This is a genomic window from Peptoniphilus senegalensis JC140 (assembly GCF_000321025.1).
GTDB classification, from domain to species: Bacteria; Bacillota; Clostridia; order Tissierellales; family Peptoniphilaceae; genus Peptoniphilus_A; species Peptoniphilus_A senegalensis.
Window position 1 is genome coordinate 420259 of sequence record NZ_HE610718.1, and the last position, 17046, is coordinate 437304.

Sequence of the window (17046 nt, forward strand, 5' to 3'; positions counted from 1 at the left end):
TCTAATTAAACTATATATAGGAGTCCTTTGCTTGTCAAATTTATTCTTATTCACGTTTACTAATCTAATTTAATTTGTATTTTTAAAAATTTAAACCATAAAATTTTTATTTTCAAGAAATTGTTGGTGCTATAATGTTTGAAAAAGGAGTGATTTTTATAAATAAGCTACATATAGCAAGAAATTCCATCCAAGAAACTTTAATTGTTCCCTTGTATGGCAGGAAAATTTGCTCTGAAAAATTTCCAGAACTTTATTCTGATCCTTCTGCTAATCAATTATGTAATAATTTAGACTACGATTTTTCTGAACTTGAAAGAAAGAAAAATTCTCTTTTATACGAATTTGGTGCTTTAGAAGCCGCTATGCGTCAATTGGATTTTATTTGGGAAATTAAAAAATATTTAGAAAAATATCCTTATGCAACAATTGTCAATTTAGGCTGTGGTTTAGATGAAACAGGAAAATTTTGTGACAATGGTCTTTGCAAATTTGTAAATATAGATTTCCCAGATGTGATTTCCCTTCGAAATAAATTAATCCCTCCAAGCCCTAGAGAAATAAATATTTCTTGTGATTTAAAAAACTTTTGCTGGATGAGTAAACTAAATAATAAAGAGGGAATTATATTTTTTGCAGCAGGAGTATTTCATTATTTTAAGAGAAGTGAAGTAGAAAATTTATTACTTGAACTGTCAAAAAAATATAAAGACGCTTGTATTATTTTTGATACTGTTGGAAAGTTTGGAATAAAACTTATGAAAACAACTTTAAAAAACATGAATATTTCAAATGTGAAAGGACTATTTTATTTAGATAATCCTAAAAGAGAGCTGAATTTGTCTAATAATATAAAAATTTCATCAAGACCTTATATGTTGGGATATTATAATATGAAATGTAGAAATATAAAAATTTCTCACAGAATTCTTGCTAAACTTTGTGATGCTATCCTTAAAATGAATATAGTTAAAATTGATTTTATTTAAAAAAACCTCTCGAAGATAATCTTCAAGAGGTTAATTTTTTTATAGGAATATTCCGCCGTATGCAACAAATAGTGGTGCGAATACAAGGGATACAACAGTGATTAGTTTGATTAAGATATTAAGAGAAGGTCCTGATGTATCTTTGAATGGGTCACCAACAGTATCTCCAGTTACAGCTGCCTTGTGAGCTTCTGAACCTTTACCACCGTGTGCTCCACCTTCGATGTATTTCTTAGCATTGTCCCAAGCTCCACCAGCGTTTGACATAAATATTGCCATTAGTACGCCTGTTACAAGTGCACCTGCTTGAAGTCCACCTAGAGCTTCAGTTCCAAGTAAAAGTCCAACTACTATAGGAACTACTACCGCGATAAGTCCTGGCACAATCATTTGTTTTAAGGCTGCTCCTGTTGAAATGTCTACACATTTTGCATAGTCAGGAGTTCCTTTGCCTTCCATGATTCCAGGGATTTCTCTAAATTGTCTTCTTACTTCGTCAATCATTTCTGATGCTGCATTACCTACTGCTGACATTGTTAGTGCAGAGAAAGCAAATGGAAGCATACCACCAACGAAAGTTGCAGCTATAACTTGTGGTTTAGAAATGTCAATTCCACTAAGTCCAGTTGCGTTGATATAAGAAACGAAAAGTGCAAGGGCAGTAAGTGCTGCTGAGCCAATTGCAAATCCCTTTCCTATTGCTGCAGTTGTATTACCAACTGAGTCAAGTGAGTCTGTTATTTCACGAACATCTTCTGGTAGTTCACACATTTCTGCAATACCACCAGCGTTATCAGCAATTGGTCCGTAAGCATCTACAGCAATTGTCATACCAGTTGTTGAAAGCATACCAACAGCTGCTAGTGAAATTCCGTAAAGTCCAATTATTGAATCACTTGCTCCGCCTGCTCCAAGGTAAGAAGCAATAATTCCAATTGCGATTACTATAATAGGTCCAACTGTTGACATCATACCAACAGAAAGTCCAGAAATAATATTTGTAGAAGCTCCAGTTTGTGATTCAGCTCCAATTCTCTTTACTGGTGCATAATCATCAGCCGTGTAATATTCTGTGAATTTAGAAATAATAAGACCAACTGCAATCCCAATAATTACTGGTGCAAAAGGTGCAAAGCTTCCGAAAATTATATTTGATAAAACTGCTGAAGCAATCATTGTTACTGCAGCTGATACATATTCTCCTGCGTTAAGAGCTTTTTGTGGGTTTTTGTCTCCCTTTACAAAGAAAGCAGCTACAATTGATGCTAAGATACCAACTGTTGCAACAAGAAGACCAAATGTAACGCCATCATCTCCATAAGCTACTACTCCAAGAGTTATAACTGATAAAAGTGCTCCTACATAAGATTCAAATAAGTCAGCGCCCATTCCAGCAACGTCTCCAACGTTATCTCCTACGTTATCAGCGATAACAGCAGGGTTTCTTGGGTCGTCTTCTGGGATTCCAGCTTCAACTTTACCTACAAGGTCAGCTCCAACGTCTGCTGCCTTAGTATAAATACCACCACCAACTCTTGCAAAAAGTGCAATAGATGATGCTCCAAGTGAAAATCCTGTAATGATTTCAGTTTGTCCATTTGTTAAGAAGTATGCGCAAGTAATACCAATGATTCCTAAACCAACAACGCACATTCCCATTACAACTCCACCTGAAAAGGCTACGTCAAGTGCTTTACCTAGTCCACCCTTCCATGCTGCGTTAGTTGTTCTAACATTTGCCTTTGTGGCAACTTTCATACCAACATAACCAGCAGCTACTGAAAAGATAGCTCCAACAACGAAACAAATAGCAGTTGGAATTGATTTAAGTCCTACTGCCAAGATAATTGCAAGTACAATTACAAAAACAACAAGAGCCTTATATTCCCTTGTCAAAAATGCCATAGCTCCTTCTGAAATGTAAGAAGAAATTTCCTTCATTCTTTCATTTCCGGCATCTTGTCTTGACACGAAGCTTGCCTTATAAAAAGCAAACAATAATGCCAAAACGCCGGCTATAGGAGCTAAATATAAAATATTCATTATAATCCTCCTTAAATTTTAATTGCAATGTATTATAAAAGACTCGCCAACAAAAATACAATTGCAATAACGATCACTATAGGAAGTAGAAAAAATATCATTTCTAATTTCTTCCTAATTTTAATTAAATTGCAGCTAATATAATAAGTGCAAGTGCAAAAACGATGCTTGAACCAATCACAATTCTGTTTTGGATATCTTTTTTACTTGAACCCTTGTGAGATCCCCACATGCTTGTCTCTTCACCTTGAAGAGTTCCAAGTCCAGCTTGATCTGATTCCATTTGTGCCACTATTGTTATTATAATAATGCTGGCAACAATAATTATAATAGATAATAAAGTTTGCAAACTACTACCTCCCTTAAATTTCTATAACATATAAATTCTAACACAGCAAGGCTTCCTAATCAACGAATTTATAGGATTTTTGGTAACTTTTTAACAGTTTGTCTCATTTTTTAAAGAATTTTCAATTAAATCTTCCCTATCTTGCATTGCAATAAGAGTTTTTCCTATTAAATCATCAAGCTCCCAACCTAAATTTTCTGCGCCTTTTTTTATTACATCGCGAGAGCAACCTTCAGCAAATTTTTTGTCTTTGAACTTTTTCTTTACGCTTTTTAAATTCATATCCTTAGTGCTCTTAGATGGTCTCATGAGAGATGCTGCGTAGATTAAACCTGTAAGCTCATCTACTGCAAAGAGGACCTTTTCCATAAAAAGCTCTGGCTCCACGCTTGAACATAGACCGTGCCCATGAGATAAAATTGCATGAACTAATTCATCACTTCCACCTGTACCCTTTAAAATTTCTGGCGTGTTCTTCAAATGTTCTTCAGGATATTTTTCATAATCAACATCGTGAAGAAGTCCTGCCATCTTCCAAAAGTCCAAATTGTCCTTGTCAAACTCATCTGCAAAAAAGCCCATAACACTTTCAAGAGTTAAGGCGTGTCTAATGTGAAACTCCTCTTTGTTGTATTCTTTTAAAAGTTTTAAAGCATCTTCTCTACTTATTCCACTATTCATATTGCCACTTCCTTTTTACCTATATTATCACAATAATTTTTGAATTTCACTTTTTTCTACTTGTGTTATAATTAATATAAGAATGCAATGATTACGGAGGTTTTTTATGAAAAAAAATGTTGGCATAATGGGATTTGGAAGAATTGGTAGAGATGCTCTTAGAATTTGGGCTCTAAGAGAGGATTGTAACTTCGAAGTTACTCATGTAGCCGTTAGAAATTTAGAAAAAACTTTAAAGGAAAGAACTCACTTATTTAAATTTGATTCTATTTATAGAAAATTCCCTGGTGAAATTGAATTTACTGATGACGGAATGATTATCAATGGAAAAAAAGTTACTTTTGTTGAATCAAAAACTCCAGACCAAATGAATTGGAAGGAACTTGGCGTTGATATTGTTATTGACTCTTCAGGTGCCTTCAAAGATGAAGACAAGGCTAGAGGACATCTAACAAGTGGAGCAAAAAAAGTTGTCTTAACTTCTCCAGGCAAGGGCAATATGCTTACAGTTGTAATGGGAGTTAATGATGACAAATATGACCCAGCTGTACATGACATTATTTCCAACGCATCTTGTACTACAAACTGTCTTGCTCCAGTTACAAAAGTTATTTTAGAAAACTTTGGAATTAAGAAGGGACTTATGTCCACAGTTCACGCTTACACTAATGACCAAAATATTCACGATGGAGTTCACAAAAAAGATATGCGCCGTGCAAGAATGGGTGCAGAAAATATTATTCCTACATCAACTGGTGCAGCTAAGGCTGTCGGAAAAGTTATCCCAGAAGTTGAAGGAATTTTAACTGGTTTTGCCCTAAGAGTTCCCGTTCCAACTGGCTCTCTTGTTGATGTTACTTTTGAACTTGAAAAAGAAGCAACAGCAGAAGAAATCAACGCAGCAATTAAAAAGGCAGCTGAAAATGAATTAAAGGGAATCCTTGAATATTCTGAAGACGAACTTGTTTCCTCTGACATCATAGGCAACACTCACTCTTCTATTTTCGATTCACTTCTTACAACAGTTAATGGAAAAATGGTTAAACTAATCTCTTGGTATGACAACGAATGGGGTTACACTGAAAGAGTTATTGATTTGACAGAAAAAATTGCAGAATCTCTATAATTTTTACAAATTATTTTAAAAGGAGCCAAAGTTTTTTCAACTCTGGCTCTTTTTTTTAGTCTTTAATAACTGTTCCGTGATTTCTAGGATTATTTGTATTTAAAATCTTTATCATAATATTTTTTTCTTCAACGGGCTTTATGGCATCTCCTTGATAAACCTCAGCACCACCATCTATTATTTCCTTCAGCTCCTTAAAATTTAGCTTGTCAATTGTCTTTGCATTGGGATCTCTATTGGGGTCTGATGTCATTATTCCATTTACATCCGTCCAATTTTCATAAACTTTTGAATCTAGAGCATAGGCAATTAGGCTTCCTGTGTAGTCGCTGCCTCCTCTTATAAAAGTTACAATGTCTCCATTTTTGTCGCTGCCATAAAAACCTGGCACAACTGCCTTTTTCTTTTCTCCAATGTTAACTCTTATTGCCTTAGCTGATTTTTCTAAGTCAACTTTTCCAGCTTCGTCAAAAATTATTATGTCCTTGGCATCTATAAAATCATATCCCAAGTAACGTGAAAGAAGTTTTGCGTTTAGATATTCCCCTCTGCTGACTATAAAGTCCTTATCCCTAGAATTTTTTATTTCATCAAATACAAATTTTAGTTCATCGTCCCAAAAATCTTCTAACTTTAATTCTTCTGCAATAGAAAGAAATCTCCTTTTGACTTTTTCAAGCTGAGTGTCTCTATAGGCTTCTTGGACTTTTAACTCTTCTTCAAGAGATTTTATAATTTTTTCAAGGTCATCAATTTTTTTATTTTTGTCAGATAGAGAAATTAATTCATCTGTGATTTTCGTGTCCTCTTTAAATCTTCTGCCTGGAGCAGAAACTACAATGACATCTCTGTCTTCCTTAGAAAAAATTATTTTTTTAACCTTAGCAAACTGACCTGCATCCTTTAAAGATGAGCCGCCAAATTTTGAAACAGACTTACCTTCTATTGTCTCTATGGCAAAAGGTGTTTCTTGATATACGCAGTAATTGAGCCAATTGGAGAAAAATAAATTGCCTGAAGATCTCCATCTAATTTTTATTTCCTTCTTTGGGTCATTGTCCTCATAATAATTTTTAGGTGGAGCAATTTTTTTGCCTTGGGAAATATCTCTGATGTATTCATTGTGTAGAGTGTCCTTGTCATATTCCCAGTGACCAAAATTAAATACAAAGCGGTTATCCTTTGTTGTTACAAGAGAAACTCCTGTGTCAGGTCTTGCTGCAAGAACTTCTAAATCTGGAAAGTCATAAAAATCTTCTATATCCACATAGGTGTGTCTTGAAGTTGGAACTAAAAAAGTATCGTCAAAACCCTTTACAATTTTATTGTCCTTTAACTTGTCAAATTCAAAGACACCAAATATTTTTCCCTTAGAAACTTTGTGCTCGATATTATAATAATGATAGAGGGCTGCCTGTGCAGACCAACATATAAACATTGTTGAATAGACATTTTCTTTGGCAAATTCAAAAATTGTCTTTAATTCCTCCCAATATTTAATTTCTTCATAGGCAATAGTTTCAATTGGCGCTCCAGTTATTATCATTGCGTCGTACTTATTATTCTTTATGTCCTCATAAGTTTTGTAAAAGGCATTAAGTCTTTTGACATCACTATTTGTTGGATTATAGGACTCCATTCTCACAAGGTCAATATTTATTTGAAGGGCAGTATTTGATAGCATCCTCAAAAGTTGAAGCTCTGTCTCTTCTTTTTTGGGCATTAAGTTTACAATGGCAATGTTAAGTGGTCTTATGTCTTGCTCTTTTGCAGAGGAGTCCCTCATTGTAAAAATATTTTCTCTCTCTAAAACTTCTTCAACTATTAAATCCTTAGGTACTATTAGTGGCATTTTTATTCCTCTCTTTTCTAAAATTTTGTACTTGTGAGTAAATTTAAAATTTTGGTCGCTTTATTAAAAATAAAAAAAGCTCCCGTCCCAATAAGGACGAAAGCTATTCGTGTTACCACCTTAATTCTCTTCTATCTCACAATAGAAGACTCTTCAAGTACTATCATACTCTATCACTATAACGGGTGCACCCGTGCTCATCTAAATATCGACAAGCCCTCGAGAAAGACCATGTTCGCTTATTTTTCTTCTACTTCTTTCACCTAACGAAGCTCTCTGTAATCAGTCCAACAAGTTACTCTTCTCTCTGTTGAGTTTAAATTTTATACTATGATAGCACCTAATAATATTTATGTCAAATAACTTTATTGTAAAATTTCAAATATCTATAAAATTCTTATTGTAATACCCTATAAAAATCAATTAAAAAACCGAGGTCGCCCTCGGTCTTAAATTATTATTTTTGGATTATTTATGAATATTCTAAATTGTACTTATCAAGTTATAATTTTTATCTCAAAAAATTATTTGATTTCAATTTTTTTGTTTTTCTTTTCTTCAGCTTTTTTAGGAATTATAATTTCCAAAATTCCTCCTTCAAGCTTTGCAATCATATTTTCTTCGTCAATATCTTTGAAGAACATTCTTCTAATCATCTTTGATGACTTTCTCTCTCTGTGAATGTAATTTTTTTCTTTATTTTCTTCATTAACTTCTTCATTTTTTTCAGCTGAAATTGTAAGTTTGCCATCTTCAAAATCTATATCAATTTCATCTTTAGAAAATCCAGGAAGCTCTGCTTCTACTTTGTAGTCCTTATCTTCGTCAATTACATCAACCTTAAAAGTAGCAGATCTCATTGCTCTTTGAGGTGTAAAATCATCGTTAAAGAAGGAATCAATCATATCATAAAAATCATCAAATCTTGTATCTCTCAAATTATTTTTTTCATAAGGTCTAATACTCATTTAAAAACTCCCCTTTTATTAATGTTATTAGCAGCCAATTAATTTATCTGCTAACTATCTTTAGTATAGGACGTAGGTCAAAGAATGTCAATAGCATTTTTGACTTTTTTTGACTTTCTTTAAGAAAATTTTTAAAATTCTATGGCAAAGAAAAAAAGAGAGCGCACCCTCTTTCTCTTTAAGCTAATTTATTTTAAAATTGTGTGTCATTATAATTTGCCTTAAATACATAGAAGTTTTGATTTAGCTCTGTAATAATTTGTTCTTGATGTGCCTTGTCCTTTGTATCTATAACAACGCTTACTATCATTGAGTCAATTGTATCTCCAATAACATCTATATTTTGACCAATTCTAACAATGTTAGCTCCTTCTCTTTCAAGAAGCTTTGTCATTCTAGTCATTTCTCCTGGTTGGTCATTTAATTTAATTTTAAGTTCCATTCTTCTATTAGTCTTGTAAAGACCCTTTTCAATAACCTTTGAAACTCTTGTTACATCAATGTTTCCACCAGAAAGTACACAGCAAACTTTTTTACCTTTGTGGCTAAATTTCTTGTACATCAAGGCTGCAACTGTTGATGCTGCTGCACCTTCTGTTATAATTTTATTTTTTTCAAGAAGTGTAAGTATTGCTGAGGAGATTTCCCCTTCAGTTACTAAAACAATTTCATCTACATATTCTCTTACAATATCATAAGTAATCTTACCTGGAGTTTTTACTGCAATGCCGTCGGCAATTGTTGAGCCACCCTTTACAGTTAATATTTTTCCTTCTTTAACTGATTCATACATACTTGGAGAGATTTTTGTTTGAACCCCAATAACTTTCACATCAGGATTAATACTTTTTGCTGCAAGTGCGACTCCAGAGATAAGTCCGCCACCACCTATTGGCACAACTATAATATCTACATCAGGAATTTTTTCTAAAATTTCAAGTCCAATAGTTCCTTGTCCTGCAATAACTTTTTCATCATCAAAAGGTGCTATAAAAGTTAAGCCTTCTTCCTTAGAAAGTTTTGCCGCATAGGCTGCTGCATCATCAAAGGAATCTTTAATAAGCTCTACTTCTGCTCCATAATTTCTTGTTGCTTGAACCTTTGAAAGCGGTGCGTGGAAAGGCATACAGATAATTGACCTTATTCCTCTTTCTGTTGCAGACTTTGCTACTCCTTGGGCGTGATTTCCTGCAGAACAAGCCACAACTCCTTTTTCTGCTTCTTCGTCAGTTAAAGTTGCGATTTTGTTATAAGCTCCTCTAAGTTTAAAAGAGCCTGTGTCTTGCAAAACTTCTACCTTTAAGTAAACATCTTCTCCTAGATTTGGTGCATAAACTACTGGTGTCTCTTTAATATGACCCTTTAATCTTTCCCTTGCATCATAAATTTCTTTTACATCCATACTATTCTCCTTCTTTCTTGTGATGGACTATACTAACAAATTTATCATCTTCTAAAATTTTTCTAACCCTTTTTTCAAAATCCATTCGACTCATCCAAATAAGTCTTTCACATCCAAGGCACTTTAATTTTATATCTGCACCCTTTCTCACTATTTCCCATCTATTTTCTCCACAGGGATGTCCCTTTTTTAGGGTTACAATATCTCCAAGATTATAGTAAAGCATTGTTGTCCTCCCCTTTAATTAACTCATTTCTAATAATTGGCATCTTAATATTTTCTCTCTGCATAGTTTTTAAAATCTCTGATCTAATTGCATACTCTAAATCATATTGTTGACCTTGCTTTGTATAATAAACTAGGCTCATCTTGTAAGCATATTTGTCATTTTCAGTGACACCCCAAAGATTTGGCCCCACTATCATTTCCTTGCTCTTCTTATACTTTTCTAGCGCTTCATTTATTTTTTCTTCAACAAAGGATGGGTCAGCGGAATTGTCTACATAAAAATCAATTCTCGTCCTAACATTTGCCCTTTCCTTGTTTGAAACAATTGAAATATTGCTGTTAGGAATTACATGAAGTATTTTATTAAAGTCACGAATTTTTGTAACTCTAAGCCCTAAGTCTTCAACTATGCCTTCTATTCCTTCAATTTCAACTAAATCTCCAACAGAATATTGATCCTCAAAAATTATAAAGAATCCATTGATTAAATCCTTGACAAGACTTTGGGCACCAACACCTATTGCCAGTGAAAATACACCAAGAGTTGCAAGTATAGGTGCAATTGAAATTTTAAATACACTCATAATTATTGTCACACCAATAAAAATTAATATAATTTTTATAATCCTCTTTATTAAATTAGTTACTGTGACAATTCTATTGTAGGAGCCTTTTAGCTTTATCTTTTCTGACTTTAACTGTCCGTCTATAAATCTATCAATTACCTGCAAAATTATAAAAATCCCAACTATAATTGCAAGAACTACAGCAAGTCTCTGCCAAGATCCAAGTCCTTCAAAGGTAGACTGCAGTGCCTTATCCGCTTCATTTGCCACAATGTCTGTATTTTTGTCTAAATTCACTTTTACACCTCTTTATAAGTGGTCTCTATTTTATTTTCATCTTCTCTAACTGAATTTGAATTTACAACAGAGTAAAGATTTAGCTCTCCATTTCTAAGAGCACCAATTAAAAGTCCGTTGATTTTAATTTTGTCCAAAGAATATCCAAGTCTAGTGTAAAACTCTCCTCGATTTCCTATTTCTCCACCAACATCACTTGGACCATAGACATAAATAGAGCCTGAAACATTTTCCATCTTGTCTACATTGGCTGCAATTATTTTTTTCTCTCCAGCCTTTAGAGCATAATTATATTTCGTGATAATGCCCGAATGGAGAATATAAGTATCTCTTCCTTCCACTAAGACATCAGATACATTGGGAATTTTATCCTCATAAATTTTTCCCTCATCCATAAATCTATAAATAGACTTGTCAGTCAAGGCAAGCACAGACCTCTTGTCCCTCTTCACAAAAAATACTATCTCATGATTTAGGACTTTGCTCTTTTTGTTGCCCTTGTCAAGAGAATAAATAAGAGAAGAGTATCCACTTGCGTCATTTTTAATCTCTGCAACAGAAAGGTTTTTCGAATCTAAAATATCGTGAGTTAAAATTTGATTTCCCGTTCTATAAATTTCTGTTAGGGTAGAATCATTGCCCATTAAGTATAAAATTTCATTTTTATCGTCAATTACATGAAAAATAATATTTGCATTTTCATAGGAAATGTTAAAAACTTCGCCCTTTACATCTGTCGTAGAAAGGAGTTCGCCCATTTCAGAATACATGTGCACTTTACCTAAATCTCTTTCGTATAAAAAGGCATAGTTATTGGCAAAAAATGCCTCGATGTTTTCGTCTTCTCTCTGAATTTTTTTTATTATGTTGCCATCTTTATCTGTAATATATAAAACTGGATCAGCCCATAAAAAAACTGACTTAGATGCAATGGAAAAATCTTCTATTTGCTCATTTACACTTACACCTTTAAGCCTAACTATGGTTCTGTCCTTAGAAAAGTTTTTGTAGTTAAAATATATAAATCCAAAAAAGATTATTAATAAAACTAAAATTATTGCGTGATTTTTCTTTAATTTCAAAATATCACTCCCAACTTAATTATAACATTTATAACTTTATTTTTGCATTTTTTTACAACTAAAAAGAGATGTACTCTTAGCACATCTCAAACTTTAAAATTTTTATTTTTTTAAATTCATTTCATAACTCAAATAAAAAAGGAGGTTACCCTCCTTCTTTTCTAAAAAATTTTTTAAAATTCTTCTATCTTTCTTCTAATATTTTCTGCTGTAAATCCAAATCTTTCAAATACTTCTGAACCTTTTCCACTTGCACCAAAGGTATCAATGGAAATTGCCATTCCCTTCATGCCAATGTACTTGTGCCAGCCAAAGGATGAAAGTGCTTCAAGAGAAATCCTCTTTGTAACCTTTGAAGGCAATATTTTTTCCTTGTATTCAGATGATTGCCCATCAAAAAGTTCCATAGAAGGCATTGAAACTACACGCACACCCTTTAATCCTTCTGCCGCTTCAAGAGCAAGAGAAACTTCAGATCCTGTGGCGATTACAATTTTTTCTAATTCGCCCTCTTCTTCTTTTATAATGTAGGCGCCCTTCATAATATCTCTTGATGAGTTTTCAAGTTGTGGCAAGTTTTGTCTTGAAAGGGCAAGAACAACAGGTGTGTTCTTGGAATTAAAGGCAAGGTTAAGCGCTGCCGCAGTCTCTCTTCCATCAGCCGGCCTCAAAACAATGACGCCAGGGATTGACCTTAACATAGCCAAGTGTTCAATTGGTTCATGTGTAGGACCGTCTTCTCCAACTCCAATGGAGTCGTGAGTAAAGATGTAGACATTAGGTAAGTTCATTAGGGCAGCAAGTCTAATTGTTGGTTTTAAATAATCGCTAAATACTAAAAATGTTGCCGCATAAGTTTTTAGTCCGCCGTGAAGTAAAATTCCATTAGTGATTGCTCCCATAGCATTTTCACGAACGCCAAAGGTTAAGTTTCTGCCAGATCTATTTTCAGCTGAAAAATATTCTTCTCCCTTTAACATAGTCTTATTAGATGGACCGAGGTCTGCTGAGCCACCAAAAATGTGAAGATCATCTTTTGCAATTTTATTTAAAACTTCTCCAGATACACTACGAGTTGACATGTCCTTTGTGAAGGAATCGTAGTAAGAATCTTCTAGTAATTCTTTCTTTTCTGGATTAAAGGAAGCCTTATAATCTTCATAGTCCTTTGGATATTTTTTAGCATATTCCTCTTCAATTTTTTTCTTTTCAGAAGCTTTTCTTGTGTTTTCTTCTACAATTTTTTTGAAGTGGTCTCTCACATCATCTGCTACATAAAAATCTTCGTCTGGAAGTTCAAAAAATTCACGAGTTGTCTTTATGTTTTCTTGACCAAGAGGTTCGCCATGAGCCTTTGCAGAATCTTCTCTAGGTGAGCCGTAGCCAATTTTTGTCTTCACTTCAATTAGTGCAGGTCTTTCTGATTTTTTTGCCTCTTCAATTTTTTCATTTATTTCATCTAAATTATTTCCATCACGAACTACAAAAGTGTCCCAGCCAAGAGCTTCATATCTCTTGCGAACATCTTCTGAGAAGGCAAGATCAGTTGAACCTTCAATAGAAATTTTATTTGAATCGTAAAGTACAATTAATTTACTTAATTTTAATGTACCTGCAAGAGAAGATGCTTCGTTGGAAATTCCTTCCATTAAACATCCATCGCCAACTAGGGCATAAGTATAGTGATCTACAAGTTTTAAATCTTCTTTGTTATAAAGGGCAGCAAGTTTTTCCTCTGCAAGGGCCATTCCAACAGCCATAGAAATACCTTGACCAAGAGGACCAGTAGTTGCCTCAACACCCCTAGTGTGACCATACTCTGGGTGTCCCGGAGTCTTTGAGTCAAGTTGTCTAAAGTTTTTTAAATCATCAAGACCAAGCCCATAATCAAATAGATAAAAAAGTGAATACAAAAGAGCAGAACCATGTCCGGCAGACAAAATAAATCTGTCTCTATTTTCCCAATCTAAGTCCTTAGAATCTCTTACTAAGTGATTTTTAAAAAGTGCATACGCCATTGGCGCAGCACCTAATGGAAGACCAGGGTGACCTGAGTTTGCACTTTCAATTTGATCCACTGACAGCATTCTTATAGTATTAACTGCTTTATTTTCGATATTCAAAATTCCACTCCTCACTCAACTGAATTTTTATCTCTCATAACTGCTAACAAAAACTTTGGCAAATCAATTTGTCTCTTTATCCTCGATGGGTTTTTTATAAGTCTGTAGAGCCACTCCAGCCCAAGCTTAATAAAAATCTCTGGCGCCCTATTTGCCCTGCCAGATAAAATATCAAGGACACCACCATTTCCTATGATGACTTTAGCCTTTAAATCATCTTTAAACTCGTCAATCCACTTTTCCTGACGGGGAAAGCCAAAGCCAACAAAAACAATGTCAATATCTTTAGAATTTATCTCTTCAATTATCTTTTTTTCTTCCTGCGATATTTCGCCATCTATCCTAGAATTGAAATAACCATTGTGATAACCTGCAACGTGAAGATTTTTATACTTTTCATTGACAGACCTTGCGGCATCCTCTGCCACACCTTCCTTGCCACCTAAAAAATATAAATTAAGTCCCACCTCATCTGCAAGTTCAAGAAGTTTAATAGAAGTATCAAAACCTGTGACTCTTTCCTTTAAAGGCTTCTTCCTCATTTTAGATGCGTAGATAAGACCAATGCCATCAGCCAAAATTAAATCCCCTGAATTAACAAGAGTTCTAAGCTCTTCATCTCTCTTCGCTGCCATGACAATCTCTGTATTTGGCGTGTAAATCTTTTTAAGGCCCTCCCCCTTTAAGAAGGTCCTTAAAATATTTTCACACTCCTTATTATCAATATTAAAAATTTCAACTCCAAAAATTTTTATCTTTTCCATATATCTCTCCGCTAATAAGTTTATCACATAGGTATCTCTATTTCTATAAGTAAATAATTTTACAAGGCTTAAAAACTGTAAAGAATTTTTGCAAAGAAAAAGACCAGGTCAAATGAGACCTAGTCTTTTAAATATGTATGCTGTTCAATATTTCATCGCCAAACTAACTTTTATTGCAGCGTCAACCTCGTCCATAACATCTTTGTCGAACTTACCGATTTTCTCTCTCAACCTCTTTTTGTCGATTGTCCTTAACTGTTCCAAAAGAATTACAGAATTTTTTGGAAGCGGAACATCTTTAGCTCTAACATTAACGTGTGTTGGTAACTTCGCCTTATTTAGTTGAGATGTAATTGCCGCAACAATTGTAGTAGGCGAGTACTTATTACCAATGTCATTTTGAACAACAACTACGGGCCTTACTCCTCCCTGTTCAGATCCAATAACTGGCGACAGGTCGGCATAGAATATATCCCCTCTTTTTATCATCATAATTTTCACCTTTTAAGGCAAGAGAGATTTTAAAGATTGAACTATGAACAACCTTTATATTATTCTAACACAATTTTCATAATTATATACAGATAATAGAAATTTATTTTATTTTTTACAAAAATCTAATAAGTTTATTTCAAATACATTGGCATTACAAAATTTATTGCAATCATAATAAATAAAGGAATGGTATATTTCATTGTTTCCTTTAAATTATATTTTGTTCCTCCTGGTAGGTAGTGAACAATTGCCGGTGCAAAAACTACTACAAACCAGAGAACTTGTACATAGATTGGCCCTCTAAACCTGTGAAAAAATTCTGCCACTCCAGTGATTGCAAAATATGTATAAATAAGGTCAAGGGCAAATAAAATTATAAAAAGTATTTTTCTATTTTTAAACATAATAACTCCTTTAAAAATAGCCTGAGCTTTTCTCAGGCTATTTCTTTACATTGACATTCTAACCATTCCAAGGGTAAATAAACTTAAAACTGCTACATAAATACCCATGGCTATCTTGTATCCCTTGCTCCAATTATCCCTTTCTTTTTTTATCCTAATAAAATTTAAGACAAGAGCAAATAAACCAGGCAAGGCTATAATTATTGGACCTCTATGATTTTTGAGAGCCTGGGACATTGTGATTACAACAAAAATGTTTAGGATCTTCCAAAAGGCATGGACTTTAAATGGATATGATTTCATAATATTTCTTCATCTGCCTTTATTTTTATAATAAATTAATTTTCGGTTTTTTATAATATTTACATGTAAATATTAAATTATGCTTTAGGTTACATTGCTTTAAATTTATTATAAATCAAAAAAATTAAAAAACAAATTTAATTTTCTTCAAAATTTTTAAAAACTGTGCTTAGATTTTCTATTAGGTCCCTTGCCCTTAGGCTGGTCTTAGAATTTTTACTTGCGTAGCTGTCTCCAGAAAGTCCGTGAACATAAACTCCAAGCCTTGCCGCGTCAAATAAAGAATAATTTTTCATAAAGGCAGAAATTATTCCCGTCAAGACGTCCCCTGAACCTCCTGTCGCCATTCCAGAGTTTCCAGTTTTATTTATATAGACTCTTTCTCCATCTGTGACAATGGTATTGTGCCCTTTCAAAACTAAAATCAGCTTATATTTTTTTGCAAATTCCACTGCAAGTCTTTTGCGATTATTTTTTATTTCTTCTAGGGATAAACCAGTCAGTCTTGCAAACTCTCCTTCGTGAGGAGTTAAAATCGTGGTAAAACTTTTTCTCTCTTCCAACAAGTTTAGATTTTGTGACAAAATATTTAAGCCGTCAGCATCTATCAAGAGATTTTTTTCCGTATTTATTATTTTTCCAAAGACTGACCTTCCATAATCTCCTAGTCCCATGCCTGGACCCATGGCTATGGCATCCATTCCCCCTAAGAATTTTTCCATTTCATCAAGGTCATCAAAGGACTTTGCTATTGGCTCAATGAATTTTATGGACATGATGTCAAAAATTTCTCGTGGAACAAGATTATAGACAAGACCTGCCCCTGATTTTAGGGCTGCATTTGATGATAAATAGGATGAACCAGTCATGCCAAGAGAGCCGCCCACTATAGCAATTTTTCCGAAGTCGCCCTTGTGGCTATCCTCATCTCTATTTTTCCAAATGGCTTTTAATTCTTCATCTAAAATTATTTTTTCATCAAAAATTTTTTCTGGAGAATCTTCACATAATTTTGCCACAGCCACTGCATAATTTTTCTCGTGGCTAATGGATAGATAAAATTTTTTGTTAAAAACTTCTGCATGAGGAAGATTTTCTATATATTTTATTTTTATATCATGAAAGGAAATTTTGCCAATGCCCGTTGTCATTGCCTTTGCCACTGCTTCTTTGGCAGCATACATGCCTGCTATTCTCTCGTAGGGATTTTTTCTCTTCTCAATTCTCTTTATTTCATCTTCGTTAAAAACTTTTGCCAAGAAATTTTCATGGTCTCTCATTATTTTTTTTATTCTATTTACTTCTACTATATCTATGCCTATCAAAATCTCGCCCCATTTGACAATTTATTTATTTTCGATTATTATATCATAA

Annotated in this window: 17 protein-coding genes and 1 other annotated feature; of the genes, 2 read left to right on the forward strand and 15 right to left on the reverse strand. The window is 33.7% G+C overall.

The features are described from left to right. Positions 1-134 precede the first annotated feature (134 nt). The gene (locus PTSHG_RS06295; RefSeq protein WP_019108043.1) at positions 135-989 is read left to right on the forward strand and encodes a class I SAM-dependent methyltransferase; all 855 of its coding nucleotides are present in this window, start codon (positions 135-137) and stop codon (positions 987-989) included. Positions 990-1028: 39 nt separating this feature from the next. Here PTSHG_RS06295 and PTSHG_RS06300 read toward each other — a convergent pair whose 3' ends face one another. The 3 genes from PTSHG_RS06300 to PTSHG_RS06310 form a co-directional block, all read right to left on the reverse strand. Then, on the reverse strand, positions 1029-3032 hold the full coding sequence (locus tag PTSHG_RS06300) for a sodium-translocating pyrophosphatase (RefSeq protein ID WP_019108044.1): 2004 nt from the start codon (positions 3030-3032) through the stop codon (positions 1029-1031). Positions 3033-3156: 124 nt separating this feature from the next. Further along, positions 3157-3381 carry a preprotein translocase subunit SecG gene (locus PTSHG_RS06305; RefSeq protein ID WP_019108045.1) on the reverse strand — a complete coding sequence of 75 codons (225 nt, stop codon included), beginning with the start codon at positions 3379-3381 and terminating at the stop codon, positions 3157-3159. 90 nt (positions 3382-3471) lie between these two features. Beyond that, complete coding sequence (locus tag PTSHG_RS06310) at positions 3472-4062, reverse strand: hydrolase (RefSeq protein WP_019108046.1); 591 nt, start codon at positions 4060-4062, stop codon at positions 3472-3474. 106 nt (positions 4063-4168) lie between these two features. On the opposite strand from PTSHG_RS06310, the gene gap reads away from it, so the two are divergent. After that, positions 4169-5188 carry a type I glyceraldehyde-3-phosphate dehydrogenase gene (gap, locus tag PTSHG_RS06315; protein WP_019108047.1) on the forward strand — a complete coding sequence of 340 codons (1020 nt, stop codon included), beginning with the start codon at positions 4169-4171 and terminating at the stop codon, positions 5186-5188. A gap of 55 nt (positions 5189-5243) precedes the next feature. Here the strand turns inward: gap and PTSHG_RS06320 are convergent, their stop codons facing one another. The 12 genes from PTSHG_RS06320 to PTSHG_RS06375 all read right to left on the reverse strand — a co-directional run bounded on the left by PTSHG_RS06320 (position 5244) and on the right by PTSHG_RS06375 (position 16997). Further along, positions 5244-7040: a homoserine O-acetyltransferase/O-succinyltransferase family protein gene (locus tag PTSHG_RS06320; protein WP_019108048.1), complete on the reverse strand. Its 1797-nt coding sequence runs from the start codon at positions 7038-7040 to the stop codon at positions 5244-5246. Between the two features lie 89 nt (positions 7041-7129). Next, positions 7130-7360, reverse strand: a binding site (T-box leader). 204 nt (positions 7361-7564) lie between these two features. Further along, positions 7565-8008: an Hsp20 family protein gene (locus PTSHG_RS06325; RefSeq protein WP_019108049.1), complete on the reverse strand. Its 444-nt coding sequence runs from the start codon at positions 8006-8008 to the stop codon at positions 7565-7567. 193 nt (positions 8009-8201) lie between these two features. After that, positions 8202-9410 (reverse strand): threonine ammonia-lyase, encoded by a 1209-nt coding sequence (gene ilvA, locus PTSHG_RS06330; protein ID WP_019108050.1) that lies wholly within the window; start codon positions 9408-9410, stop codon positions 8202-8204. A gap of 1 nt (position 9411) precedes the next feature. Continuing rightward, positions 9412-9636 carry a DUF951 domain-containing protein gene (locus PTSHG_RS06335; protein WP_019108051.1) on the reverse strand — a complete coding sequence of 75 codons (225 nt, stop codon included), beginning with the start codon at positions 9634-9636 and terminating at the stop codon, positions 9412-9414. Continuing rightward, positions 9623-10501 carry a mechanosensitive ion channel family protein gene (locus PTSHG_RS06340; protein WP_019108052.1) on the reverse strand — a complete coding sequence of 293 codons (879 nt, stop codon included), beginning with the start codon at positions 10499-10501 and terminating at the stop codon, positions 9623-9625. The genes PTSHG_RS06335 and PTSHG_RS06340 overlap by 14 nt, the downstream gene beginning before the upstream one ends. A gap of 2 nt (positions 10502-10503) precedes the next feature. Next, positions 10504-11583, reverse strand: a complete 1080-nt coding sequence (locus tag PTSHG_RS06345) for a hypothetical protein (protein ID WP_019108053.1) — start codon at positions 11581-11583, stop codon at positions 10504-10506. A gap of 173 nt (positions 11584-11756) precedes the next feature. After that, the gene (tkt, locus tag PTSHG_RS06350; RefSeq protein ID WP_019108054.1) at positions 11757-13706 is read right to left on the reverse strand and encodes a transketolase; all 1950 of its coding nucleotides are present in this window, start codon (positions 13704-13706) and stop codon (positions 11757-11759) included. Positions 13707-13717: 11 nt separating this feature from the next. Next, a complete protein-coding gene (locus PTSHG_RS06355) occupies positions 13718-14470 on the reverse strand; it encodes a WecB/TagA/CpsF family glycosyltransferase (protein WP_019108055.1) in 753 nt (250 codons plus the stop codon). Between the two features lie 144 nt (positions 14471-14614). Further along, a complete protein-coding gene (locus PTSHG_RS06360) occupies positions 14615-14962 on the reverse strand; it encodes a type II toxin-antitoxin system PemK/MazF family toxin (protein WP_019108056.1) in 348 nt (115 codons plus the stop codon). A gap of 134 nt (positions 14963-15096) precedes the next feature. Further along, positions 15097-15369 (reverse strand): hypothetical protein, encoded by a 273-nt coding sequence (locus tag PTSHG_RS06365; RefSeq protein WP_019108057.1) that lies wholly within the window; start codon positions 15367-15369, stop codon positions 15097-15099. 45 nt (positions 15370-15414) lie between these two features. After that, positions 15415-15672, reverse strand: a complete 258-nt coding sequence (locus PTSHG_RS06370) for a hypothetical protein (RefSeq protein WP_019108058.1) — start codon at positions 15670-15672, stop codon at positions 15415-15417. A gap of 137 nt (positions 15673-15809) precedes the next feature. After that, on the reverse strand, positions 15810-16997 hold the full coding sequence (locus PTSHG_RS06375; RefSeq protein ID WP_019108059.1) for an NAD(P)H-hydrate dehydratase: 1188 nt from the start codon (positions 16995-16997) through the stop codon (positions 15810-15812). Between the last annotated feature and the right edge of the window lie 49 nt (positions 16998-17046).

Coding starts and splice junctions, on each gene's coding strand:
- PTSHG_RS06295 (WP_019108043.1), top strand. CDS start 135: ATGTTTGAAAAAGGAGTGATTTTTATAAATAAGCTACATATAGCAAGA.
- PTSHG_RS06300 (WP_019108044.1), bottom strand. CDS start 3,032: ATGAATATTTTATATTTAGCTCCTATAGCCGGCGTTTTGGCATTATTG.
- PTSHG_RS06310 (WP_019108046.1), bottom strand. CDS start 4,062: ATGAATAGTGGAATAAGTAGAGAAGATGCTTTAAAACTTTTAAAAGAA.
- gap (WP_019108047.1), top strand. CDS start 4,169: ATGAAAAAAAATGTTGGCATAATGGGATTTGGAAGAATTGGTAGAGAT.
- PTSHG_RS06320 (WP_019108048.1), bottom strand. CDS start 7,040: ATGCCACTAATAGTACCTAAGGATTTAATAGTTGAAGAAGTTTTAGAG.
- PTSHG_RS06325 (WP_019108049.1), bottom strand. CDS start 8,008: ATGAGTATTAGACCTTATGAAAAAAATAATTTGAGAGATACAAGATTT.
- ilvA (WP_019108050.1), bottom strand. CDS start 9,410: ATGGATGTAAAAGAAATTTATGATGCAAGGGAAAGATTAAAGGGTCAT.
- PTSHG_RS06335 (WP_019108051.1), bottom strand. CDS start 9,636: ATGCTTTACTATAATCTTGGAGATATTGTAACCCTAAAAAAGGGACAT.
- PTSHG_RS06355 (WP_019108055.1), bottom strand. CDS start 14,470: ATGGAAAAGATAAAAATTTTTGGAGTTGAAATTTTTAATATTGATAAT.
- PTSHG_RS06360 (WP_019108056.1), bottom strand. CDS start 14,962: ATGATGATAAAAAGAGGGGATATATTCTATGCCGACCTGTCGCCAGTT.
- PTSHG_RS06365 (WP_019108057.1), bottom strand. CDS start 15,369: ATGTTTAAAAATAGAAAAATACTTTTTATAATTTTATTTGCCCTTGAC.
- PTSHG_RS06370 (WP_019108058.1), bottom strand. CDS start 15,672: ATGAAATCATATCCATTTAAAGTCCATGCCTTTTGGAAGATCCTAAAC.